General features: G+C 70.2%; 25 protein-coding genes. 13 read left to right on the top strand and 12 right to left on the bottom strand.

What is annotated here, in order from left to right:
* Positions 1-72: 72 nt before the first annotated feature.
* The 7 genes from ACTHL4_RS13860 to ACTHL4_RS13830 all read right to left on the bottom strand — a co-directional run bounded on the left by ACTHL4_RS13860 (position 73) and on the right by ACTHL4_RS13830 (position 3798).
* Positions 73-627: a DUF3618 domain-containing protein gene (locus ACTHL4_RS13860; RefSeq protein WP_440283354.1), complete on the bottom strand. Its 555-nt coding sequence runs from the start codon at positions 625-627 to the stop codon at positions 73-75.
* Positions 624-1136 carry a phage holin family protein gene (locus ACTHL4_RS13855; RefSeq protein ID WP_440283353.1) on the bottom strand — a complete coding sequence of 171 codons (513 nt, stop codon included), beginning with the start codon at positions 1134-1136 and terminating at the stop codon, positions 624-626. Before ACTHL4_RS13855 ends, ACTHL4_RS13860 begins: the two co-directional genes overlap by 4 nt.
* Positions 1133-1666, bottom strand: a complete 534-nt coding sequence (locus tag ACTHL4_RS13850; protein ID WP_440283352.1) for a hypothetical protein — start codon at positions 1664-1666, stop codon at positions 1133-1135. Before ACTHL4_RS13850 ends, ACTHL4_RS13855 begins: the two co-directional genes overlap by 4 nt.
* The gene (locus tag ACTHL4_RS13845; RefSeq protein WP_440283351.1) at positions 1667-1873 is read right to left on the bottom strand and encodes a hypothetical protein; all 207 of its coding nucleotides are present in this window, start codon (positions 1871-1873) and stop codon (positions 1667-1669) included.
* Positions 1874-2020: 147 nt separating this feature from the next.
* Complete coding sequence (locus ACTHL4_RS13840) at positions 2021-2290, bottom strand: hypothetical protein (RefSeq protein WP_440283350.1); 270 nt, start codon at positions 2288-2290, stop codon at positions 2021-2023.
* Complete coding sequence (locus tag ACTHL4_RS13835; protein WP_440283349.1) at positions 2287-2736, bottom strand: DUF1622 domain-containing protein; 450 nt, start codon at positions 2734-2736, stop codon at positions 2287-2289. Before ACTHL4_RS13835 ends, ACTHL4_RS13840 begins: the two co-directional genes overlap by 4 nt.
* A 351-nt stretch (positions 2737-3087) precedes the next feature.
* The gene (locus ACTHL4_RS13830; RefSeq protein WP_440283348.1) at positions 3088-3798 is read right to left on the bottom strand and encodes a GAF and ANTAR domain-containing protein; all 711 of its coding nucleotides are present in this window, start codon (positions 3796-3798) and stop codon (positions 3088-3090) included.
* Between the two features lie 202 nt (positions 3799-4000).
* On the opposite strand from ACTHL4_RS13830, the gene ACTHL4_RS13825 reads away from it, so the two are divergent.
* Both ACTHL4_RS13825 and ACTHL4_RS13820 read left to right on the top strand, forming a co-directional pair.
* Entirely contained in the window at positions 4001-4393 is a 393-nt protein-coding gene (locus tag ACTHL4_RS13825) for a VOC family protein (RefSeq protein ID WP_440283347.1), read from the top strand.
* Positions 4394-4427: 34 nt separating this feature from the next.
* Positions 4428-4577, top strand: a complete 150-nt coding sequence (locus tag ACTHL4_RS13820; protein WP_440283346.1) for a sigma factor — start codon at positions 4428-4430, stop codon at positions 4575-4577.
* Here ACTHL4_RS13820 and ACTHL4_RS13815 read toward each other — a convergent pair.
* Positions 4559-5737, bottom strand: a complete 1179-nt coding sequence (locus ACTHL4_RS13815; protein WP_440283355.1) for a glycosyltransferase — start codon at positions 5735-5737, stop codon at positions 4559-4561. The genes ACTHL4_RS13820 and ACTHL4_RS13815 overlap by 19 nt on opposite strands.
* Positions 5737-6603: a DMT family transporter gene (locus ACTHL4_RS13810; RefSeq protein ID WP_440283345.1), complete on the bottom strand. Its 867-nt coding sequence runs from the start codon at positions 6601-6603 to the stop codon at positions 5737-5739. The genes ACTHL4_RS13815 and ACTHL4_RS13810 overlap by 1 nt, the downstream gene beginning before the upstream one ends.
* A gap of 135 nt (positions 6604-6738) precedes the next feature.
* Here ACTHL4_RS13810 and ACTHL4_RS13805 point away from each other — a divergent pair, with 135 nt between their 5' ends.
* The 9 genes from ACTHL4_RS13805 to ACTHL4_RS13765 all read left to right on the top strand — a co-directional run bounded on the left by ACTHL4_RS13805 (position 6739) and on the right by ACTHL4_RS13765 (position 16895).
* Positions 6739-8142: a glycoside hydrolase family 3 N-terminal domain-containing protein gene (locus ACTHL4_RS13805; RefSeq protein WP_440283344.1), complete on the top strand. Its 1404-nt coding sequence runs from the start codon at positions 6739-6741 to the stop codon at positions 8140-8142.
* A 62-nt stretch (positions 8143-8204) separates the two neighbouring features.
* The gene (locus ACTHL4_RS13800) at positions 8205-8939 is read left to right on the top strand and encodes a GntR family transcriptional regulator (protein WP_440283343.1); all 735 of its coding nucleotides are present in this window, start codon (positions 8205-8207) and stop codon (positions 8937-8939) included.
* Positions 8940-9007: 68 nt separating this feature from the next.
* Entirely contained in the window at positions 9008-9514 is a 507-nt protein-coding gene (locus ACTHL4_RS13795; RefSeq protein ID WP_440283342.1) for a 2Fe-2S iron-sulfur cluster-binding protein, read from the top strand.
* Entirely contained in the window at positions 9511-10512 is a 1002-nt protein-coding gene (locus ACTHL4_RS13790; protein ID WP_440283341.1) for an FAD binding domain-containing protein, read from the top strand. The genes ACTHL4_RS13795 and ACTHL4_RS13790 overlap by 4 nt, the downstream gene beginning before the upstream one ends.
* The gene (locus ACTHL4_RS13785) at positions 10512-12593 is read left to right on the top strand and encodes a xanthine dehydrogenase family protein molybdopterin-binding subunit (protein ID WP_440283340.1); all 2082 of its coding nucleotides are present in this window, start codon (positions 10512-10514) and stop codon (positions 12591-12593) included. The genes ACTHL4_RS13790 and ACTHL4_RS13785 overlap by 1 nt, the downstream gene beginning before the upstream one ends.
* A 1-nt stretch (position 12594) precedes the next feature.
* Entirely contained in the window at positions 12595-14097 is a 1503-nt protein-coding gene (locus ACTHL4_RS13780; RefSeq protein ID WP_440283339.1) for a sugar porter family MFS transporter, read from the top strand.
* Positions 14094-15194, top strand: a complete 1101-nt coding sequence (locus tag ACTHL4_RS13775; protein WP_440283338.1) for an FUSC family protein — start codon at positions 14094-14096, stop codon at positions 15192-15194. Before ACTHL4_RS13780 ends, ACTHL4_RS13775 begins: the two co-directional genes overlap by 4 nt.
* 70 nt (positions 15195-15264) lie before the next feature.
* Positions 15265-16239 carry a TIGR03557 family F420-dependent LLM class oxidoreductase gene (locus ACTHL4_RS13770; RefSeq protein ID WP_440283337.1) on the top strand — a complete coding sequence of 325 codons (975 nt, stop codon included), beginning with the start codon at positions 15265-15267 and terminating at the stop codon, positions 16237-16239.
* Between the two features lie 74 nt (positions 16240-16313).
* Positions 16314-16895 (top strand): GNAT family N-acetyltransferase, encoded by a 582-nt coding sequence (locus ACTHL4_RS13765; protein ID WP_440283336.1) that lies wholly within the window; start codon positions 16314-16316, stop codon positions 16893-16895.
* Positions 16896-16994: 99 nt separating this feature from the next.
* On the opposite strand, the gene ACTHL4_RS13760 is transcribed toward ACTHL4_RS13765, so the two are convergent.
* The 3 genes from ACTHL4_RS13760 to ACTHL4_RS13750 form a co-directional block, all read right to left on the bottom strand.
* On the bottom strand, positions 16995-17681 hold the full coding sequence (locus ACTHL4_RS13760; RefSeq protein ID WP_440283335.1) for a cobalamin B12-binding domain-containing protein: 687 nt from the start codon (positions 17679-17681) through the stop codon (positions 16995-16997).
* A gap of 98 nt (positions 17682-17779) precedes the next feature.
* Positions 17780-18736 (bottom strand): cytochrome c oxidase assembly protein, encoded by a 957-nt coding sequence (locus ACTHL4_RS13755; protein WP_440283334.1) that lies wholly within the window; start codon positions 18734-18736, stop codon positions 17780-17782.
* On the bottom strand, positions 18733-19506 hold the full coding sequence (locus tag ACTHL4_RS13750; RefSeq protein WP_440283333.1) for an SCO family protein: 774 nt from the start codon (positions 19504-19506) through the stop codon (positions 18733-18735). Before ACTHL4_RS13750 ends, ACTHL4_RS13755 begins: the two co-directional genes overlap by 4 nt.
* Before the next feature lie 93 nt (positions 19507-19599).
* Here ACTHL4_RS13750 and ACTHL4_RS13745 point away from each other — a divergent pair, with 93 nt between their 5' ends.
* Together ACTHL4_RS13745 and ACTHL4_RS13740 are read left to right on the top strand one after the other, a co-directional pair.
* The gene (locus ACTHL4_RS13745) at positions 19600-20145 is read left to right on the top strand and encodes a MarR family transcriptional regulator (protein ID WP_440283332.1); all 546 of its coding nucleotides are present in this window, start codon (positions 19600-19602) and stop codon (positions 20143-20145) included.
* A complete protein-coding gene (locus tag ACTHL4_RS13740; protein WP_440283331.1) occupies positions 20142-22244 on the top strand; it encodes a chloride channel protein in 2103 nt (700 codons plus the stop codon). Before ACTHL4_RS13745 ends, ACTHL4_RS13740 begins: the two co-directional genes overlap by 4 nt.
* Position 22245: the final 1 nt, after the last annotated feature.

The following is a 22245-nucleotide window of genomic DNA, read 5'->3' as shown; positions in this document are numbered from 1 at the left end:
ACCACCCTGCCGGCCGCGGCGGCCCCGCCGGCGCGGGGCGCCCGCTTCTGTGGACCCGTGCTCACCGCGGTGTCACTGCGTCTGCTGCTGTGCGTCCTCCTTGACGTCACCAGCGGCGTGCCGGGCCTGATCCGAGACGTTGCCGGCGGCGTCCTGCGCCGTGGCGCGGACGTGTTCGGCGGCCTCCTGGGCGGGCTGTTTGAGGTTGTCGGCCATCTCCTGGCCGGCCTGCTTGGCCTGCTCCATCATCGGCTGCGCGACGTCACTGGCCTTGTCCTTCAGCTGGGCGGCTGCCTGCTGCTCCGGCTCGCTGGCCGGCAGCACCGACGACAAGAGCCACCCGGCACCGAAGGCGATCAGGCCGGCCGCCAGCGGGTTGCCCTTCGCCTTGCGGCGCATCTGGCTCTGCGCCGAACGGGCCGTGTCGGCACCGCTGTCGGCCATGTCGCCGGCACTGCCCATGACCCGCTCCTTCAGCCCCGTCGCGGTGTCCCGGGCACGGTCCATCTGGCGGCCCATCATGTGGCTCGGGCTCACCTTGTCGCCGAGCGCGTTCACGTTGTCGCTCAGATCGGCCCGCGTGTGCTCGATCTGCTGCTTGATCTGCTCCGGAGTGTTGTCACTCATGGCGTTCTCCCGTCCTGGCCCTTGAGGGCATCGGGTACCTCTTGGATGGTGTCGATGGTGCGTTCCGGCACCGGGTGCACGGTGCGCAACCTGCTGCGGCCGGTCACCGCGAGAACGGCGGCGATCACGGCCCACACGCCTGCGACGATGAGCGCCGCCCAGCCCTGATCCATCACGTTGGCCAGTGCCCACCACAGCGCGATGGAGGCGAAGAGCAGCACCATGTAGCCGGCGAAGCCGGCACCGGCGAGCATGCCCGCGCCCTTGCCGGCCTTGGTGGCTTCGGCCTTCAACTCTGCCTTGGCCAGCTCCACCTCCTGGCGCATCAGGGTCGACAGGTCACGGCTGATGTCGCCGACCAGTTCGCCGAGCGATTCGGTCGAACCACGCTCGTGTGATTCCGAACCGGCCGCGACGCCCTGCTCACTGCCCGGTCCCGCCGGATGGGCTCCGGCCGAGGTGTCGGGCGACCAGTTGTCGCCATACGCGTTGCTGCCGTAGGAACTCATGACGGCCCCGTCACCGGGTTCTCGGGCGTGCCGGGCAGCGGGTAGGCGCCACCACCGGAGGCCGGCTGACCGCCCTGGGCCGGCAAGTACTCCCCGGTGCCGTCCGCCGCCTGGGCGGGCCCGGGCGGCAGCTCCTCGTGCGCCGGTGGACTGGCCGCGGGGCCGGGAGACAACGGCCGGCCGGCCGAGCCGGCCGAGCCGTCCGACCCGGCGGACCGGTGGGACCCGGCGTGCTGGTCGGCCGTCATACCGCGGGTGAGGCGTCCGGCGAGCACGCCGGCGAGGGCGGCGCCGGCCAGGAAGGCGCCGGGGCGTCGGCGGCCGAACCGGCGCACCTCGTCGAGCAGGTCGCCCGGCTCGTGGTGCTCGAGCCAGTCCGCCGCCTGCTTCGCCCGGTCGGCGCCCTGATGGGCCGCCTCGGTGGCCAGGCCGTTCTTCCCGCCGCCGTCTGCCATCGCGCGCAGTTCCTCGACCAGCTCGCGGAGCCCGCTGACCACCTTCTCCTGCTGTGCGCCGGCCTGTTCACGCAATTAGCTCATCGCCTCCTGCGCGAGGTCGCGGGCCTGCTCCTTGGTCTCGGCCGCGACGTGCTGGGCCTCGCCCGCGGCGGTCTGCGCGGTCCGTGCTCCGGACTCCTTCGCGGTCGACGCGACGTGAGTTGCCTTCTCCTGCGCCGAATCGCCGGTGGAACCCGGCGACTGATCGCCCGCCGACATCGGTGTCGTTGGTTGGCTCATGTGACTCGTCCCTTCGGAATCGGTCCGACGCCCGGGATCGCCTTGGTGCTGTTGCCTTTCGACTGCCGTTCGACTGTCGTGCGGCTGTCGTCCGGCTGGGCGGCTCGTGCGCTGCGGACCGGGTTTCTACCCAGCGGTTCTGCCCGCCTAACGCGTTGCGGCGTGACTGCGGTGGCCGGGGTGGCCGGCTGCCAGCCCGAATCCGGCGACCTTGCGGACCGCCACGACCGCGGCGGCGGTGCCGATGGCGGCCCATGAGCTCGTCGCGCTCAGTCGCAGCAAGCCGGCGACCAACAGCAGGTCCAGCAGTACCGGCAGCGCCGTACGCACGCTGCGGGTCACGACCAGCACCGCGAACGCGCACAGCAGCGCGAACGCGGTGACCAGGGGGACGAGGCCGCCGATCAGAGCCGTCATGGCCCCGGCAGCGGTTGCGATCGGTCGCCGGCGGCGTCCGATGGGCCGTGCGCGGCGGCGTCCGACGGGCCGTGCGCGGCGCCGTCCTCCACGACCCGGCGCTCCTCCTCGATCTCGCGGCTGAGGAAGAAGTTCAGCGCCGTACGGATGGCAGCGACCGCGGCCAGCTTGCCGAGCTCTTCGAAACTGGGCGCCACCGCAGTGCGCAGCACGTCCGACGCGAGCTGGAACTCCAGTCCGAGCGCCAGGAAGCGACCCAGCGACAGGCGCACCGGCACGAAGGCGTCCGGACTGTGCGCGACCAGGGCCCGCACGAATTTGACGGCCGCGATGACCGCGCCGATGAAGATGACCGCCGCCCCGGCGGCCTCGACGATCCGCACGGCGGCATTGACGACACCGCCCAGCTGTTCCTCGCTGACCAGGTCCCACGTCACAACACTCACGGGTCGCCCGTACCCGGTCGACCGGTGAGCCATCCCGACCGTCCCCGAGGCAGGGGCGGCGCAGGGGCGCGCGGGCGGGGGCGGCGCCGGCGCCGTACCAAAGTCTCCCCAGGGCAGACATCGGCACACCCCCGACCCGGCACCCGTACCAAAGTCTCCCCAGGGCAGACATCGGCACACCCCCGACCCCGACCCCCCTACCAAACCCTCCCCAGGGGCGAGAAACGACCAGGTATGCCGGCCGACGCCGTACCAAAGGTCTCCCCAGGGCAGACATCGGCACACCCCCGACCCGGCACCCGTACCAAAGTCTCCCCAGGGCAGACATCGGCACGCCCCGGGCCGGTCGGCTCAGCCCGTGGCGTCCGGCAGCTGGCCGGTGGACACGAGGACCTCGGCGACGTCCTTGAGTTTCCGGTTGCTGTCCTGGGACAGTCGCCGGAGCACGGCGAGGGCCTGGTCCTCGGGCATCGCATACCGCTCGCGGATCATCCCGATCGCCTGACCGATCATCCGCGAGTTCTCCAGCGCGCCGTGCATCTGTGCGTCGGTCCGGGCGGCGATCAACGCGACGGCGGCATGCGAGGCGAGCACCCAGCCGAGACGCTCGGTGTCGGCATCGAACGCACCCGGCCGGTCGCTGTAGAGGTCCAACGCGCCGAACGTCCGCTCGTGGTGGAACAGCTGGAATCCCAGCATGCTGCCCACGCCCAGGGCCCGAGCCGTCGGCAGATAGGCGGGCCAGCGCGTCTCCGTGCTGGTGTCCCGGCACCGGAACGACTGATTGGTGTCGTGCAGGTCCACCGCCGCGTCGAAGCACGGGCCCTCACCGACGCGTGCCTGGGCGGCGTCGGAGTCCTTGACCCGTTGCCCGGACGCTGCGGCGGTCTCGACGTCCCGCTTGTCCGTGAGCAGCATGATCCCGGCGTCGTCGCAGCCGGGCAGGACCTCGAGGGCCAGCGCCACGACCTGGTCCAGCACCGCCTGCTCGGTGGGTTGACTGGCCAGGTGCCGGGTGATCTCGGCGAACATCACCAGCGGGTCGTCATTCAGATGCTTCATCGGCCCTCGGCTCCTGCTCCTTCGTGGTCCGTCACCGGCGGGGTCGCGGGGGACGGGGCCCCTTTCACAGTGACGTTCCAGCCTGCCACAGACGGTGGTGATGCCGAGCATCGCAGCCGAAGTCGCCGGGGCGCTTCGATGGGTTGTGCCGGTGACAGGAGCCGCAGGTGGTGCCAGCATGTTTCTGCACAAGGAGGTCCCCATGCCCACCGCGAACACCGCACTGCGCGGCATCAGCCTCGTCTGCCTGACGACACCGAAGCAGGACGAGGCCGTGACGTTCTACGAGTCGATCGGTTTCGAGAAGCGCACCGACACCCCCTTCGGCGGCGGCTACCGGTGGATCGAGATGTATCCGCCGGAAGGGTCGACGGGCATCGCGCTCGCCCCGCCACCGGAGGGTTCCACCGTCGAGCCGGCGCAGACCGGGATCACCCTCACCACCGGTGACATCGACGCCGCGCACGCCGACATGCTCGCGGCCGGCGTCGACGTGGACGCCGAGGTGTCCCGGATGGGCGACCCCGTGCCGCCGATGTTCTGGTTCCGCGACCCCAGCGGGCACACCCTGATGGTGGTGCAAAACACTGACTGAATCCGGCCGCCACGCAACCGATTTCGCGCTCCTGGTGGAACGCCACCGGGCCGAGCTCCATGCGCACTGCTACCGGATGCTCGGCTCGGTGCACGACACCGACGACGCGTTGCAGGAGACGATGATCGGTATGGCGCGGCGGCACGGTCCCCGACGTCACGGCATTCATCGTGCGCTCGGCTGAACCGCGGTGGGCAGCAGCCGCCGGTAGATCTGCTCGAACCTGGCCACCGTGCGGCCGGCGGCGTGCCGCTCGGCGATCCGGCGACTGACCGCCCCCATCGCGCGCCGGTCGCAGGTCAGCAAGGTGGTGAACGCTCTGGCCAGCTCGTCGATGTGCCCCGGCCGGTAGAGCAGCCCGTTGGCACCCTGCTCCACCAGATGCGGCAGCGCGACGGCATCGGCCAGCACGACCGGCAATCCGGTCGCCAGCGCCTCCAGGGTGGCGATGCTCTGCAGTTCGGCGATGCCGGGCAGGCAGAAGACGTCGAAGGCGGCATACACCTCCGGCAGGACCTCATCGGGCACGAAGCCGAGGAAATGCACCCGGTCCGCGACGCCGGCGTCGACGGCGACCTTCTCCAGGGCCCGCCGGCGCGCGCCGCAACCGGCGAGCACCAGTTGCGCGGGCAGGCCGGCGTCGAGACGGGACAGCGCCCGGATCGGTTCGGCGAGATGCTTGTCGGCGTCGAGCCTTCCGACATACCCGATGGTCGGTGCGTCGGGGACGCCGATGGCCCGGCGGGCCACGCCGGCGACCGCGCGCGGGTGGAACGTGTCGACGTCGACACCGCAGGAGATCGGCTCGACCGGCTGCGGCAGACCGTGCCGCCGGACCAGCGCGGCAGCGGTCGGGGTGGGTGCCGTGAGCCGGTCGGCGCACCGGTAGACCCGCCGGAAGTCGGCCCACGCGGCGCGGGTCAGCAGCGGCCGGCAGGGCGCCGGGACGTATGGCGTGAGGTTCTCCGGCATGAAGTGGTTCGTCGCGACGACCGGAATGCCACGATCGGCGGCGGCGCGGATCGCCGCCCTGCCGATGGTGAAGTGGTCCTGCGCATGCAGCACGTCCGGGCGGAGGTCGGCGATCAATTCGGCCAGCCGGCGCCGGGTGCCCAAGGGGTTGGCGAAGCGCAGCGGCGGCCGGATCAGCAACGGCAGCGAGGAGAGGCGGTGGACCCGCACGCCCGCGTCGTCGACGACCAGCTTGGTCGGTCCATTGTCCGACGAGCAGACGACGTGCACGTCGTGACCGAGCCCGGCCAGGCCGCGGGCCAGCCGGCGGACGAAGACGGCGCTGCCGCTGACATCGGGCGGGTAGGTGTCGGTCGCCAGCAGGATGCGCATCACGCGACCCGCGCGTTCCGCGTGTGACCCGGGTGGTCCCGTGACAGAACGACGACGCCGGCCGTGGTGAGCGCGGCCGCGAGCGCGAGCCAGGCCAGCTGGAGCGGCTCGGCCGGGATGGGGTCGCCCAGCACGACCACGCCGGTGAAGGCCGCGGTGAACGGGTCGGCCACCAGCACCACGGCATACACCTCGGCGAATCTGGCCAGCCCATAGGCATATTGCTGTGCGACGCCACCGGCCACCAGCAGCACGACCGCCACCACGGTGGGCCAGTCCAGCACCGCCTCGACGTCGCGCGCCGACCGGCGGCCGATGACGCCGATCACCGCAGCCGCGACGCCGAACGACGCGCCGGCACCGGCCGCCACGGCGGCGGCACGCACGTCGACACCGACCCGGGCGCGCGGCAGGGCCAGCGAGCCGCCGGCGATGCCGAGCGCGATGACCGCCATACCGATCGCCTCACGGGCCGGCAGTTGGGTGCTGCCCTCCCCGGCCGGGAGCACGACCAGGAAGGCGGCGAGTCCGACGATGACGACGCCGGCACCGGTCATCGCCCGCACGCTGGGCCGGGTGCGGTCCAGCGCCGATCGTGCGCCGACGGCGAAGATCAGCCCCACGGTCCCGACAGGCTGGATCGCGCTGACCGGGCCGAGGCTGAGCGCGACCACGTGCACCCCCGCGCCGCACACCCCGGCGACGGCACCGGCGAGCCAGCCGGGCTGCCGGATGAGGCCGAGCAGGAAGCGGATTCGGCTGTCCGCCGCGTCCCGGACGCCGACCGCGGTGCGTGCCTGGAGCGCAGCGCCCACCGCGATCAGCAGCGCCGCACCGACCGCAAGGCCCACCGCGAGTTGGTACATCGCGGTGCCTCACCACACACCCTTCACCACTTCACAGTGGCAAGCGAGCCTGCGTGTCACCTGCATGCCGGGCCACAACCTGACGTGGCGCTGGGACGTCCTTCTGGGTGGAGCACTCACCGGAGGAGTCACGTCATGAAGATCTGCACACGCCGCCCACTGGTGCTGGGCACGACGTTCGCCGTCGCGGCAGCCGGTATGACGCTCGCGGGCGCGCCGCCGTCGCACGCCGGCGGCATACGCCCGGCGGCACTGGCCAGTTGCCCGTCACACCCGGTGACCTACTCGGGCATGACCGGCAGCTGCGTGAAACTGGTCCAGCAACTGCTGATCCAGCACGGCTACTCGGTAGGGTCGTCCGGCGCGGACGGCGTCTTCGGCAACGCGACGCTGAGCGCGGTCAGGCGCTTCCAGAGTTCGCGGCACCTGGACGCCACCGGGGTGGTGGACATGCTCAGCTGGAAGGCGCTGCTCAGCTTCGGCGTGACCGGGTCGGCCTGCGTGACCAAGACCTACGACCAGATGACGGTGCCGCAGCGCCTCGGCCAGCTGATCATGGTGGGGATGACCACCTCCGGCCAGACCACGGTGCACGGACTCGTCTCCGGCTACCACGTCGGCAACGTCGTCTATCTCGGGGGCTGGAGCGGCAACGGCACCGTCGGGAAGACCTCGGACGGGCTGCAGCGGCGGGCGACGGCCACCGCCACCGACGGAGTGCCCATGCTGATCGCGGCCGACCAGGAGGGCGGCTATGTGCAGCAGCTGACCGGCACCGGATTCAGCAGGCTCCCGACCGCGCTCACCCAGGGCACCTGGTCGTCGTCGCACCAGACCAGCACCGGCGCCACCGTCGGGCAGCAGCTGCGCGACGTCGGCGTCAACGTCGATCTCGCGCCGGTGACCGACACGGTGCCCCAGTCGCTGGGCACCCGGAACGGGCCGATCGGCCACTACTACCGGGAGTACGGCTACACGCCGTCGACCGTGTCGCGTGCGGTGACCAACATCGTGCACGGGCTCAACTCGCGCGGCGAGATCGCCACCCTCAAGCACTTCCCCGGCCTCGGCCGCATCGCGAACAACACCGACACCTCCAGCACGGGCATCACCGACAACACGACGACGGCGACCGACTCCTATCTGACGCCGTTCCGGGCCGGCATCGGCGCCGGCGCCGGGATGGTGATGGTCGGGCTCGCCTGGTATCCCAAGATCGACGCGGCCAACCAGGCCGCGTTCTCCTCGCGGATCATCACGACGATCCTGCGCGGCAACCTCGGCTTCCACGGAGTCGTCGTCAGTGACTCGTTGAGTGCCGTTGCCGCGCAACACCTTCCGGTCGGCGACCGGGCCGTGAAGTTCATCGCGGCAGGCGGCGACATCGCGCTCACCGGCGCACCGAGCGAGGTGCCGGCCATGCTGGCCGCGATCCGGGCCCGCGTCAGTGCCAGCTCCACCTTCGCCTGGCAGGTCAACCACGCCATCCATCGGGTGCTGACCCTCAAGGAGCAGCACGGGCTGCTCTACTGCTCCTGACCACGCCACGTCCGGGTCCGAGCAGTGCCAAGCCCGGCGGGTGCCTGGATTACGGTCGACGAATGACACATGAGGTGGTCGCGGCGGCTGCCGACGGCGGCAAGCGCGCGGCGGTCGAGCGGCACCTGCGCGACCTGATCGACGACCTGGACAGCGGCGCCGCACTGCCGACCGAACGTGCGCTGGCCGAACGCTGGGGTGTCGCCCGGATGACGGTGCGCGAAGCGATCGCAACGCTGACCCGCGAGGGGCGACTGCGAGCCATGCGCGGCAAGGGCACCTTCGTGCAACCTGCCCCGATCGCGCTACGGGTCCAATTGGGTTCCTTCGCAGCGCAACTCGACAAGGCACACCTCAATCCGACGACGCGCACGCTGGACCGGCGGCGCGACCCGGAGCCACCCCTGGAGGCACGACAACACCTGCGGTTGCGTGCCGGCGCCGGAGCGGCATACATCTCCCGTCTGCGGCTGGGCGACGGCCGACCATTGGCGCTGGAGAAGGCGTGGTTCCCGATGCGTCTCGCACGCAGCCTCCTGCACGGTGACCCGCCCGCCAGCACCTTCCAGTGGATGGCCGAGCAGGGCATCGCGCCGGACTCCGGGGAGGAGGCGGTCACCGCCGGCACACCCCACCCGGACGAGGCGCTCATCCTGCAGATCCCCAAGGACAGCACGGTGATCCGGCTGGTGCGCCGTTCCGTGCGCGCCGGTCGGCCGGTCGAGTACTCCCAGGCGGTGCTGCCGGCCGGCCGGTATGAGCTGTGGTTCCCGCTCGGCGCGACGGGCCGCACCTGACACGTGTTTTGCACCGCCCGCGCCGGGGTAGCGGTTCTCACGAGCTTTCCGCCACGTGAGGAGTCCCGATGGAGTGTCCGATCACCTTGACCGTCGACGACGAGCAGCATTCGGTGACCGTGGACACACGCACCAGCCTGCTCGACGCGCTGCGCGATCACCTGGATGTGACGGCGCCCAAGAAGGGCTGTGACCGTGGCCAGTGCGGTGCCTGCACCGTGTTGCTCGACGGCCGACGCGTGACCTCCTGCCTGACCCTGGCGGTCGCCCACGACGGCGCCGACGTGGTCACGGCACAGGGGCTCATGGACGGCGGGACGCTGCACCCGATGCAGCAGGCCTTCCTGGACCAGGACGGCTTCCAGTGCGGCTTCTGCACACCCGGACAGGTGTGTTCGGCCGTCGGCATGCTGGACGAACTGCAGTCCGGCCAGCCGAGTTACGTGACCGAGGACCTTGCGGACCGGCCCGCCTGCGACGAGGAGGAGATCCGCGAGCGGATGAGCGGCAACCTGTGCCGCTGCGCGGCATACGTCAACATCGTCGCGGCGATCCGGCAGGCGGCCGGGGCATGAAGCCGTTCGACTACACCCGCGCCGACGACGTCGACACCGCGATCGCGACGGTGGCCGAGGCCCCGCGCGCTACGTTCCTCGGCGGCGGCACCAACCTGGTCGATCACCTACACCTGGGCATCACCGCGCCCGAGCTGCTGGTCGACGTCAGCCGGTTGCCGCTGGACACGATCGAGGAGCTGCCCGACGGCGGCCTGCGGGTCGGCGCCGCGGTGCGCAACAGCGACTTGGCCGCGGACGAGCGGGTACGACGCCGCTTCCCGGTCCTGTCCCGCGCGCTGCTGTCCGGAGCGTCCGGTCAGTTGCGCAACCTGGCGACCACCGCCGGCAACCTGCTGCAGCGCACCCGGTGCGTCTACTTCCAGGACGTCACCACGCCGTGCAACAAACGCGAACCCGGTTCTGGTTGCTCGGCGTTGGAGGGCTACCAGCGCCAACAGGCCATCTTCGGCGCGTCGCCGCACTGCATCGCCGTACACCCCTCCGACATGGCAGTGGGGATGCTGTGCCTCGACGCGACGGTCCTCGTGCACGGCCCCGACGGCGAGCGGACCATCGCGCTCGACGACTTCCACCGGCTGCCCGGTGACGCACCCCAGCAGGATACCGTGCTGCAGCACGGCGAACTCGTCACCGCCGTCGACCTGCCGGCCACCGGCTTCGCCGCGCGGTCCACCTACCGGAAGGTGCGCGACCGGGCATCGTTCGCATTCGCGCTGGTCTCGGTCGCTGCCGCGCTCGACCTGCGCGAGGACGGCACCATCGACGACGTGCGCATCGCCTGCGGCGGCGTCGCCCACAAGCCCTGGCGCGCGCGCCGTGCCGAGGACGTGCTGCGCGGCGCCCGAGCCGGTGAGGACACCTTCCGGGCAGCCGCCGATGCCGCACTGCAGGAGGCAGATCCATTGGAAGGCAACGCTTTCAAGGTCCCGATGCTGCACAACACGATGGTGCGCACCCTGCACGACCTGGTGTCCGCCGAGGGAGGTGCACAGTGATGACCACATCGTCCATCGGGACCTCCCTCGAGCGCATCGACGGACGCCTGAAGGTCACCGGCACCGCGCCATACGCCTATGACCAGCCCGTCGACCAGCCGGTCTACCTGCACCCGCTGCAGTCCACCATCGCCAAGGGCCGCGTCACCGGCATCGACACCTCGGCCGCGGAGCAGGTCGACGGTGTGCTCGCAATCATTACTTCTGACAATGCTTTTCGGCTCACCGACATCGACGACCCCGAGCTGCTGGTGCTGCAGTCGGACGAGATCGCCTTCCGCGGTCAGCTGATCGGCGGGGTGGTCGCCATCTCCCCCGAGATCGCGCAGGAGGCGGCGGACCTGCTGCGGGTGACGTATGACGAGCAGCCGCACGACGCCCTGCTCGACCCGGACCGGGACGACCTGATCGCCCCGGAGAAGCTGGACGGCAACGCCGAGACCGACACCTGTGACGGTGACGTGGACGCCGCCCTCGCCCGGGCCGCGGTCACTGTCGAGCACCGCTACACCACGCCGACCGAGCACAACAACCCGATGGAGCCGCACACCACCACCGCCCACTGGGACGGCGGGCGACTGGTGCTGTACACCTCCACGCAGGGCGTCCACGTCGTACGCTCCTGCATCGCACCGCTCTTCGGACGGGACGAAGCCCAGGTGCGGGTCGTGTCGCCATACGTCGGAGGCGGTTTCGGCTCCAAGGGCAAACCGCATTCGCCGGCGGTGCTGGCCGCGCTCGCCGCACACGCGGTGCCCGGCCGGCCGGTGAAGCTGGCGCTCACCAGGCGGCAGATGTTCGAACTGGTCGGTTACCGGACCGCGACCATCTCCACGATCCGCCTCGGCGCCGACGCCGACGGCCGGCTGACCGCGCTCAGCCACGAGGCGATCGGCCAGACCAGCACCGTGGTCGGCTTCACCGAGCAGACGGCGCTGCCCAGCCGCACCATGTATGCCGCACCCAACCGGCTCACCACGCACCGCTACGCCCGGCTGGACGTGCCGATCCCCTTCTGGATGCGCGCCCCCGGTGAGTGCCCGGGCATGTTCGGTCCCGAGGTCGCCATGGACGAGTTGGCCGAGGCGTGCGGCATCGACCCGATCGAGGTGCGGCTGCGCAACGACACCGACACCGACCCCGACACCGGCAAACCGTTCACCCACCGCGATTTGGCCGGTTGCCTGCGCGAGGGTGCCCACCGATTCGGCTGGGCCGACCGTGATCCGCGCCCCGGGATCCGGCGGGAGGGCAAGTGGCTGGTCGGTACCGGCGTCGCCAGCTCGACCTACCCGGCCAACACGATGCCGGGCAGCCGGGTGCTGATCCGGCACACCGATGGCGCGTATGTCGTCCAGCTCGGCGCCGCGGACATCGGCACCGGCACCTGGACCGCGCTGACCCAGATCGCCGCCGACGCGCTGCACTGCCCGGCCGAGCACGTGCTGCTCGAGATTGGCGACACCGACCTGCCGACCGCCACGGTCGAGGGCGGTTCGTCCGGCATCAGCTCGTGGGGTTCGACGATCGTCGCAGCGGCCGAGGAGTTTCGCGCCCAGCACGGGGACAGCCCCTCCGAGGGTGCCAGCGCCGAGGCCGAGACGCCGGAGAACCCGGCGGCAGAAGAGTTCGCGCCGCACTCCTTCGGCGCACAGTTCGCCGAGGTGCGCGTGCACCAGGACACCGGCGAGGTGCGGGTGCCGCGCATGCTGGGCGTCTTCTCGGTCGGGCGGATCATCAACCCGCGCACCGCCCGCTCCCAACTGGTCGGCGGTATGACGATGGGCCTGTCGATGGCACTGTTCGAGCACAGCGTGATGGACCCCCGTTTCGGGCACATCGTCAACCACGACTTCGCGGAATATCACATCGCCGCCCACGCCGACGTGGCCGACATCGAGGCGGTCTGGCTGGAGGAGTCGGACCCGCACACCAACCCGATGGGCACGCGCGGCATCGGCGAGATCGGCATCGTCGGCGCGGCCGCCGCGATCGCGAACGCCGCCCACCACGCCACCGGTATCCGGGTGCGTGACCTACCGCTCACTCCGGACCGGTTCGTCACGCGGAAGGAGGGATGACATGTCGTCCTCGGAGAACACTGCGGACCACGCCGCGGAGAACACTGCGCGGAACACCGGGAAGAACACCGGCGAGAAGGCCTCGGGCCAGCAGCCCGATGACGCCGTTGAGCTGACCGGCACGGGCACACGGCGCATCTGGACCTGGGCGTTCATCATCGCCGTCGGCGGCTTCCTCTTCGGCTACGACACCGGCGTGATCTCCGGTGCGCTGCTGTTCATCAAGACCGACTTCCATTTGTCCTCGACCGAGCAGGGCGCCGTGGTCAGCGTGCTGTTGCTCGGGGCGATGATCGGCGCGCTCGGCGAGGGCCGGGTGGCCGACGCCCTCGGCCGCCGCAAGGTGCTCGGCATGGTCGGCGTGATCTTCCTGATCGGCACCGCGGTCGCGGTGTTCGCCACCAACTACGCCATCCTGCTGGTCGGCCGGGTGGTGCTCGGGCTGGCCGTCGGCGGCGCGTCCGCGCTCGTGCCGACCTACCTGGGCGAGCTGGCGCCGGCGCAGGTGCGCGGCCGGGTGCTGACCCTCAACCAGCTGATGATCACCATCGGCATCATGGTCGCCTACCTGGTCAACCTGGCGTTCTCCAGCATCCAGAGCTGGCGGGGCATGCTGGCCGTGGGTGCGGTGCCCGCCGTCGTCATACTCGTCGGTGCTCTGGTGCTGATTCCGGAGTCGCCGTCGTGGCTACTGACCCACGACCGCACCGACGACGCCGAGAAGGTCTACCGGCGGATGATGGGCGACGACGGCGGCGAGCAACTGCTGCGGGCGCGTCAGCAGGAGTTGGAGGATGAGCAGAGCAGCGACGAGCAGGTCGGCTGGCGCGGGCTCTTCCAGCACGCGGTTCGCCCCGCACTCATCGTCGGCGTGGTGCTGGCCGCGTTGCAGCAGTTCGGCGGGATCAACACGATCATCTACTACGCCCCCACGATCATGGAGAAGACCGGCCTGACCGCCTCCAACTCGATCTACTACTCGGTGGCCGTCGGCGTCATCAACCTGGTGATGACCGTCGTCTCGCTGTGGATCGTCGGCCGGGTGGGCCGGCGCAAGCTGCTGCTCTTCTCGATGGCCGTCATGCTGGTGACCCTGGTCATCATGGGCCTGTCGTTCGTAGCCTCGTGGAGTTCGCTGCTGTCGCTGGTCTTCATGGTGCTCTACATCGCCGGCTTCGCCGTCGGCATGGGGCCGCTCTTCTGGGTGCTGATCGGTGAGATCTTCCCGCCCAATGCGAGCGCCACCGGCTCCAGCGCCGCGACGGCGGTCAACTGGGCGTCCAACCTCATCGTCAGCCAGATCTTCCTGACCGTGGTGACCACCATCGGGCTGGGCCAGACGTTCTGGTGCTTCGCGGTGATCTGCCTGTTCGCGCTCTTCTTCATCGCCAAGTGGGTGCCGGAGACCAAGGGCCGGGAGTTCCCGGAGATCGACGACGACCTGCAGCAGCGCTTCGGCCGGGAAGGCGCTTCGCAGGAGGCCGCGGCCGCGTCGTCGTCTTGAGCCGCCGGGGGCCGCTGCCGGCTGACCTCGTGCACTGGCGGCGGCTGGTCGCGGGTGCGACCGGCGACGCCTGGCAGCGCGTGCGCACCGGGGGCTGGCCCGTCATACAGGGCACTTTCGCGGCGACCGTGTCGTGGGTGATCGCGCGGCATCTGGTGCAGCATCACCAGCCGTTCTTCGCCCCGATCGCCGCGGTCGTCGCCCTCAACACCCATCGCGGCGAGCGCGGCACCAACGCGGTGCGGCTGTTGCTCGGGGTGATCCTCGGCATCGTCGTCGCCGAGGGCGCCGTCGAGGCCATGGGTGCCGGTTACGTCACTCTGGCGGTCGCCACGGTCGTGTCCATGCTGCTCGCCCTGGTCCTGGGCGCGGCGCGGATGGTGATCGCGCAGTCGGCGGCGAGCGCCATACTCACCGTCGCGACGAACTCCCCCGGCGTCGGTCCGGCACGGTTGATCGACGCCCTGATCGGAGGCGGGGTGGCGCTGGTGATCAGTCAGCTGCTCTTCCCGGCCGCGCCGCTGAAGCTGTTGCACCAGGACGAATCCGCTGCGCTGGCCGGTATGGCGCAGGCGCTGCACCTGGCCGGCGCCGCCATCGAACACGGCGACGACACACCGGCGGACCGGGCGGTCGAGCAGTTGCGCAGCGTGCGGGACCGGCTGACCGAGTTGGGCAAAACGCGGCAGCTGACGCTACACACGGCGCGGCGTACCCCGCGGTGGTGGGTGCGCCGGGAGCCGATCGTGCGCGAGGAGGAGAACGCCGGTCAGCTGGACCTGCTGGGCAGCAGCTGCCTGGCGTTGACCCGGGCGATCATCGCCGCCGACGACACCGAGCTGCAGCCACTGCGGCCGGCGATCGGGCAGCTCGGTGACGTGTTGCAGGGCCTGGCCGCCGCGCCGTCGGACCGCGACGTGCGCCAGGACGCCGCCGACCGGGCCGTGCGGATCGCTCGGGGCACCCGGCAGCTGCCGGCCGACGCGCCGGAGGCTGCGCGGGCGGTCGCGTGGTCGCTGCGGCAGGTCGCGCACGACACGATCGTCTTCGCGGGCATCGACCCCGGGCAGGCCAGCGACGCGGTCACCGGCTCCTGACCGGCGCTGTTTGCCCGGTATGCCGGCGGGTAGGTGCAGCCGGACGGCATACCGAGGAGTGGAGCACCGGATGAAGATCGGCTACAAACTCGCGGCAGAGGCGTTCGGCCCCGCCGAGCTGGTCCGCCAGGCCGTGCTGGCCGAGCAGGCCGGTTTCGACTTCGTGGAGATGAGCGATCACTTCCACCCGTGGCTGGACAACCAGGGGCATTCGCCGTTCGCCTGGACGACGTTCGGGGCGATCGCCGCGCAGACCGATCGGATCGGACTCGCGACCGGGGTCACCTGTCCGACGATGCGTTACCACCCGGCGATCATCGCGCAGGCGGCGGCGACGCTCGCGCTGCTCTCCGACGGCCGCTTCACCCTGGGCGTCGGCGCCGGCGAACGACTCAACGAACACGTGGTGGGACAAGGGTTCCCCGACACGGTCGCGCCACGGCACGAACGGTTGCGCGAGGCGCTGGAGATCATCCACCTGCTCTGGCAGGGCGGCTACCAGTCCTACGAGGGCAAGCATCTGAGCCTGGCCGACGCCCGGGTCTTCGACCTGCCCGACGAGCTGCCGGTGATCGCCGTCGCGGCCAGCGGGGGCGCGTCCGCGCGCATCGCGGCGGAGTGGGGGGACGGCCTGTTCGCGACCGAACCCAAGGCTTCGATCGTCGAGAAGTATGCCGCCGCAGGCGGATCCGGGCCCCGATATGCGGAGGTGCCGATGGCGTGGGCGGCCGACGAGCACACCGCCGCGCAGGCCGTCCTGGACACGACACGATGGGCGCTGACCGGCTGGAAGGTGATGAGCGAGCTGCCCAATCCGGCCAACTTCGCCGCCGCCACCACGACGGTGCGCGAGGAGGACGTCCTGGGCCAGTTCGCCTGCGGCCCCGATCCGCAGCGGTATGTCGACGTCGCCCAGCCGTTCGTGGACGCCGGGTTCGACCACCTGGTGATGCAGAACGCCGGGCCCGACCCGGACGGCTTCCTCGACTTCTATCGCCGCGAGCTCGACGCGCGGATGCGAGCGCTGACGCCGGGACAGCCGTAGCTCGCCGACGCCGCCGGGCGGCCGCCGCACGCGGTGCCCCAGGATGGTGACCTGACCGCACGAGAGGAACGCCCATGAGGGTCACGACCACCACCCTGCAGATGCTCCAGGCACCACCCGATGCCGCGCCGGCACTGCCCGACGACGTGCGGCTGGACCGGGCCGCCGACGTGTCACCCGAATACGCCCGGTTCCTCTACGGACTCGTCGGCGGACCGTGGCGCTGGACCGATCGACTGGGCTGGTCGCGGCAGCAGTGGGTGGACGAGCTGTCGGTGCCCGGCACCGAGTTCTGGATTCTGTATGGCGAAGGCGTGCCGCTCGGCTACCTCCACCTGCAACCGGTGCCGCAGGACGACGGCCTGCACGTGGAGATCCGCTATTTCGGCCTCGTCGAGCAGGCGATCGGGCGCGGCCTCGGCGGCCGGCTGCTCGCGCGCGGCGTCGAGGCTGCCTGGACGATCCCCGAACGCAGCGGCCTGCCGGCCGTCCGGCGGGCGTGGGTGCACACCTGCTCCCTCGACGGCCCCGCCGCACTGGCGAACTACCGGGCCCGCGGCTTCGAGGTGTGCGACGTGCAGGAGTCGGACGAGGACCAGCCGGACGAGCCGCTGGGGTCGTGGGTGTCCACCGGCGGCGACAGCGCGAGGGTCTGACGTCCACGGACCGGAAGGCCGGGCCGGCTGTCTCGGGAGGTCGAACAGATCTTCTGAGGTCTGTCCGCATCCGGGATTCGGAACGGACGTCCGGAGCCGCTAGCCGGCCGAACTCGGCGCTTCGGAGGTGACACCGTGCTGGATGCCGTGAGCAGCAACCGCGGTGATCGCCGCGGCCGCATGTCGCCAATCGTCGGACAACATTCCGATGCCGTCGATGTGACAGGCCTTCAGCGGACCGGCGAGGAACAGCGGCGTCGCGGCATTCAAAGTGGTCAGCACGGTGGCGACCCGGCTGATCCGGCGTGGATTGATTCCCGACAACACACACACGGCGCAGTCGTTGGAGCGTGCGGCGGCGGCCAGAGCCTTCCAAGGTGTGTTCGCTCCCAGCACAACCGGAGCGAGACCCCGATCCAACAGCATCAACGAGAACAGGTGGATCGGCAGATCGTGCAATTCCCCGGGAGGGCACGCCAACAGCACGGACGTCGAGGAATTCGCCGTGAAGGACGGCCGACGAAAAGATCCGACGACCGAGCGAATGATCCCGGAGGCGTGATGCTCGTGCAGCACACCGAGCTTGCCGCTTTCCCACATGTCGCCGACGTGACGCAGCACGGGAATCAGGACATCGGCCACCAGTGAGTCGTTGCCGTACCGCTGCTGGTGGCAGAGCAATTGGTGCTTCAGCAGGTCACCGTCGAGGCCCAGGATCGCATCGAAGACGTCACCCCGGGCATCCAGGACGCCCTGCGCGCTCATCGACCCCACCGCGACTGTCACTCACGCAGCCTACGTGATACGTGAGTAACAGGTGGTCCCGGTGTGGTCCCCGTTGTCGACCTGTGACAACCGAGCCCGCTGGTGCAGCTGATGTCAGCTCAGCGCAGGCTGTGCAGCCACTGGTTGTACGCGCGCAACTCGGCATCCGCGGTCCGGTCCTCTGCGCGGTCGTGGCGCCGCGCGGCGCGTCGGCTGCTGGCGGCCCAGGTCGCGGCGAGAGCGAGCACCAGCGCGAGGTTCGGCAATTCGGTGAAGCCCCACGCCAGTCCCCCGCCCACCTGCTGATCGTGGACCGGTGACAGGTGCCACGCGCTCGGCGGGTCCGCGAAACACGTGGTGAGCAACGTCGTCATACCCATGACGATGACGCCGAAGAAGGCGTGGAACGGCACCGGCAGGAATGCCTCCAGCAATCTGATCGCCGGACCCTGCCGATGCGGGGACGGATCCAGCGCGAGGATCGGCCAGAAGAGCAGGTAACCGGTCAGCACGAAATGCACGAGCATCACATCGTGTCCGAGCCAGTTACTCATCAGCCAATCGATGATCGGCGTGAAATACAGTCCGTAAAGGGTGAGGATGAACAGCGGGATGGTGAAAGCCGGGGCCGTGATGATCGCTGCGACGCGGCTGTTGAGTGCCCGCACCAGGCATCGATGGGAGCGGGAGGCGGCGGGTATCGCCCGCAGCGCCAGCGTGGTGGGTCGGCCCAGCAGCAGGGGGATCGGCGTCACCATGCTCAGCGTCATGTGCTGCACCATGTGCACGCTGAACAGCTCCATCCCATAGCCGTTGATGCCGGTGGCGACCATGAACACGAAGGACGCGATGCCGCAGCCGAACCAGATCGTCCGCCCGACCGGCCAGCCGTCCCCCCGTCGCGTCAGCCGCACGACTCCCCAGCCGTAGAGCACTGCTGCCAGCGCGGCCAGCACGACGAGGATCGGCACGGGCTGCGGATGCCACGCCAGGAAGCGGGGCCAGGTCGGCGGCGCGGTCGGCATCCACATCGGCCCGGTCACGTCGAACATGGCGCTGTGCGGTGTGTGCCTCATCGCTGCCGCAACGAGCTGATCACGGTCTCCGCCTGAGCCTTGGTCCACGCGGTGGCTGCTGGGTGCTGAAGATTCTTCCGGCCTTCAGCGCTCATGAACGACCGCAGCGTGCTCGGAACGCTGCCGGCGGATGCGTACGGAACACCTTCGAGCACGAAGCGCTCACGTCCTGCAGCGTCGAAGAAGAAGACTTCGTCGGAGTGCTGCACGTCGTAGGTCAGCTTCGCGCCGGTGCGCCAGTTGTGTGGTGCCGGCCCGGGGTCGTCGGCGACACGTTTGCGCCATACGCCCAGGTAGTCCCAGAGCGCGTTCACGTTCTTGGCGCTGCCCGTCCACGCCTGCCAGTCCCGTGGTGGGTCGGTGAACAGGCTCCGGTACGCCTGCAGCTGGTCGCGCGTGTCTCGGCCCGGGTCCACCGTCAGCGAGACGAACACCGGAGGTTCGGCTGAGGTATGACGAGCCTCCGCCCGCGCGGTCTGCACCAGCGTCGCAGTGTCCAGGGGACACGTCTCCTGGCACAACGTCATCACGTCCGACAGGACGACGATGCGTCCGCTCAAGTCGGCCAGACTCGTCCTGGTGCCGTCGCTGGTGGTGAAGGTGAGATCCCGGACCGACTTCGGCACGGGCGAGTTCAGCGGGGTGCCGATGCCGTCCGTGCTCGACGAACTGGATGCCGCGGCCTGGGTGGACGCCCCGGAGCCCGCGGAACAGGCCGTGAGGGTGAGCAGAACGAGAGAGCCGATCAGTGCTGTATGCAATCGATGCATGCAGCAAGGGTTGCACGCTCGCCTGAGTGCGTATCCACTCCCTGCGGATTGACGATAGATGCATGCTGCAACAGTTGCTCTATGCTGTGCGGCATGACTGATGAGGTTGGTACGACATCCGAGTCCATCGTCGCGGAACTGGCAGGCGACGACGCAGCCAGTGTGCTGGCCGGCCAGGCCGACATCGTCGACGCAGTGCTCGCGGCCAACCGGGTTTTCGTCGCCGTTGCCGCGGGGGCGCTGGCCAACCTGGAACCCGAGGTCACGCTGCCCCAGTTTCGGGCGCTGGTGCTGATCGACATCCATGACGCAATGACGGTCGCGCAGCTGGCCGACGCACTCGGCGTGGTGCCGTCGACGGCGACGCGCATGTGTGACCGGCTGGTCGCCAAACAGCTGGTCGATCGCGTCGTGGACAGCAGCAACCGGCGTCAGATGACCCTGACGCTGCGGCCGGAGGGACGTGCTCTGATCGAGCAGAGCACGCGGCAGCGCAAACGGGAGATCAACCGGCTGCTGCAGAGCATCCCGGCGCAGGCACAGGCCGAACTCGCGAGCGCACTGGGCCTCCTGGTGCAGGCCGCCCACGGAAGTGACCGCACGCGCGCGGACGCGCGGCAGCACGGCGGTGCGCGGTGACGATCGTCCAGACGCAACTGCGCTCCGCCGGCGCCGCCGCCGGCGGTTGGGTACGTCGCAGCAGCTACCTGCAGAAATGGGTCGTGCTCGGAGCGGTGATCGGTGTCATCGCCGGAGCGGGCGCGATCGTGTTTTACCTGGCATTGCAGGCGGCCGGGCATCTGCTGCTGGAGGACATCGGCGGATACACCGTGCCCAGTCCCGCCGCCGAAGGGGGCGCGACCGGCGACGGGCACTTCAGCCGGTGGTGGGCCATCCCGCTCGTCGTGGCGCTCGGTGGGCTGCTGTCGGGCCTGCTGGTGACCAAGTTCGCCCCTGAAGCCGAGGGGCACGGCACGGATGCGGCGATCGACGCCGTACACCGCAACCCCCGCATGATCCGCAGCCGGGCCGTCCTGGTCAAGATCATCACCTCGGCGCTGACCATCGGCTCCGGTGGATCCGGTGGCCGCGAAGGCCCAACCGCACAGATCTCCGCCGGATTCGGTTCTCTGCTGGCCCGCACCCTGGACCTGACCGCCGAGGACGGCCGGATCGCCGTGTCGGTCGGGATCGGGTCAGGCATCGGCGCCATCTTCGGCGCACCGCTCGGTGGCGCGGTGCTTGCGGCGGACATCGTCTATAAGGACGACTTCGAGGTCGAGGCGCTGGTGCCGGGCCTGGTCACCTCGATCGTGGCGTACACGGTGTTCGGTTTCGCCGAAGGATTCACGCCGATGTTCGGGTATGCCGCGGCGGGATACCGGTTCGACCATCCCGTCCAGCTGGTCTGGTTCGCTGTCATCGGTGTCGTGGCAGGGCTGGTCGGGCTGACGTACAGCACGACCTTCTACGGCTTCGCCGATTTCGTGAAGCGGCTGCCCGGCAACACGATCGTCAAGCCGGCCGTCGGCGGCTTGGCAGTGGGGCTGATCGCCCTGGCGATCCCGCAGGTGCTCGGCACCGGCTACGGCTGGGTCCAGATCTCCCTGACCCGGCAGGGGCTGCTCGGCGTACCGCTGTGGACCATCCTGTTACTGCCGCTGGCCCGGATCGCCACCACCGCGCTATCGATCGGGTCCGGCGGATCCGGCGGCATCTTCGGACCCGGCATGGTGATCGGCGCGTTCACCGGAGCCGCCGTATGGCGGGTGCTGGAGACCTTCGCCCCGGGCGTGCCACACAGCCCGGCACCGTTCGTCATCGTCGGCATGATGGCGTGTTTCGGCAGCATCGCCCGGGCACCGCTGGCAATCATGCTGATGGTCGCGGAGATGACCGGGAACCTGGTCATCCTGGCCCCCGCCATGGTGGCGGTCGGGATCGCCTACCTGATCGTGCGGCACTTCGACAAAACGATCTACCGGTCCCAGCTGACCAATCGCGACGAAGCCATCGCCGCCCGGCTCCGGCAGGGTCTACCGCTGCTGGCCCGCGTGCCGGTCGCCGATGCGATGGCGACACCACGTCTGGTGCTGCACGAGAACGATCACCTCACGAACGCTGTGGAGCGTCTGTCCGCGGCAGGGATCCCCGGTGCACCCGTGGTCGATGTCCAGGAGCGCTTCCTCGGCACGGTGACCCTCGCCGAGCTGCGCGCGCCGGCAGCCAAGGACCCGGGCGGCGCCATCCGGCGCCGGATCGATGCGACCGCACCGTCGGTGGAGACCGCGGCCACCTTGGATCAGGCGGTCGACGCGCTGCCGGCGACCGTGCATTGGCTGACAGTGCTGGACGACCAGCGCCATGTGCGCGGCATCGTCGCCTTCAGCGATGTCGTGCGCGCCTATCACCGCATGCTCCGCGCGGATGCGCACCGGATGTCCCGCGTGGCATCCAGCGCCGGCATCCAGGACGTCCAGGTCGGTGCCGGCTCTGCGCTGGTGGGACGCCGCCTGGACGAGCAGATGCTGCCGGACGGCGTGATCGTGGTGGCGGTTCGTCGCGCGGACGCGATGCTGCTGGGTCTCGGAGCGGTCCGGCTCGATGTGGGCGACCAGATCACCGTGCTGGTACGCCCGGACCGGCAAGACGACATCCGGCCGCTCTTCGACGGCGATCCGGTCACCGCTCAACGCACCAGCGCCGCCGACCCGGGCATACCCACCGACGGAGCCTGAG

The sequence above is a fragment of the Flexivirga sp. genome (genome assembly GCF_051955415.1).
Lineage (GTDB): Bacteria > Actinomycetota > Actinomycetes > Actinomycetales > Dermatophilaceae > Flexivirga.
The sequence above is the reverse complement of the archived record's forward strand: the minus strand, read 5'-3'. Positions and strand labels throughout refer to the sequence as shown.

Bases quoted from the DNA above. Each gene is read 5' to 3' on its own strand.
- ACTHL4_RS13860 (WP_440283354.1), bottom strand. From the start codon at position 627: ATGAGTGACAACACTCCGGAGCAGATCAAGCAGCAGATCGAGCACACG.
- ACTHL4_RS13785 (WP_440283340.1), top strand. From the start codon at position 10,512: ATGACCACATCGTCCATCGGGACCTCCCTCGAGCGCATCGACGGACGC.
- ACTHL4_RS13780 (WP_440283339.1), top strand. From the start codon at position 12,595: ATGTCGTCCTCGGAGAACACTGCGGACCACGCCGCGGAGAACACTGCG.
- ACTHL4_RS13805 (WP_440283344.1), top strand. From the start codon at position 6,739: ATGAAGATCTGCACACGCCGCCCACTGGTGCTGGGCACGACGTTCGCC.
- ACTHL4_RS13795 (WP_440283342.1), top strand. From the start codon at position 9,008: ATGGAGTGTCCGATCACCTTGACCGTCGACGACGAGCAGCATTCGGTG.
- ACTHL4_RS13790 (WP_440283341.1), top strand. From the start codon at position 9,511: ATGAAGCCGTTCGACTACACCCGCGCCGACGACGTCGACACCGCGATC.
- ACTHL4_RS13855 (WP_440283353.1), bottom strand. From the start codon at position 1,136: ATGAGTTCCTACGGCAGCAACGCGTATGGCGACAACTGGTCGCCCGAC.
- ACTHL4_RS13810 (WP_440283345.1), bottom strand. From the start codon at position 6,603: ATGTACCAACTCGCGGTGGGCCTTGCGGTCGGTGCGGCGCTGCTGATC.
- ACTHL4_RS13815 (WP_440283355.1), bottom strand. From the start codon at position 5,737: ATGCGCATCCTGCTGGCGACCGACACCTACCCGCCCGATGTCAGCGGC.
- ACTHL4_RS13830 (WP_440283348.1), bottom strand. From the start codon at position 3,798: ATGAAGCATCTGAATGACGACCCGCTGGTGATGTTCGCCGAGATCACC.
- ACTHL4_RS13765 (WP_440283336.1), top strand. From the start codon at position 16,314: ATGAGGGTCACGACCACCACCCTGCAGATGCTCCAGGCACCACCCGAT.
- ACTHL4_RS13750 (WP_440283333.1), bottom strand. From the start codon at position 19,506: ATGCATCGATTGCATACAGCACTGATCGGCTCTCTCGTTCTGCTCACC.
- ACTHL4_RS13770 (WP_440283337.1), top strand. From the start codon at position 15,265: ATGAAGATCGGCTACAAACTCGCGGCAGAGGCGTTCGGCCCCGCCGAG.
- ACTHL4_RS13840 (WP_440283350.1), bottom strand. From the start codon at position 2,290: ATGACGGCTCTGATCGGCGGCCTCGTCCCCCTGGTCACCGCGTTCGCG.
- ACTHL4_RS13800 (WP_440283343.1), top strand. From the start codon at position 8,205: ATGACACATGAGGTGGTCGCGGCGGCTGCCGACGGCGGCAAGCGCGCG.
- ACTHL4_RS13845 (WP_440283351.1), bottom strand. From the start codon at position 1,873: ATGAGCCAACCAACGACACCGATGTCGGCGGGCGATCAGTCGCCGGGT.
- ACTHL4_RS13745 (WP_440283332.1), top strand. From the start codon at position 19,600: ATGACTGATGAGGTTGGTACGACATCCGAGTCCATCGTCGCGGAACTG.
- ACTHL4_RS13825 (WP_440283347.1), top strand. From the start codon at position 4,001: ATGCCCACCGCGAACACCGCACTGCGCGGCATCAGCCTCGTCTGCCTG.
- ACTHL4_RS13755 (WP_440283334.1), bottom strand. From the start codon at position 18,736: ATGAGGCACACACCGCACAGCGCCATGTTCGACGTGACCGGGCCGATG.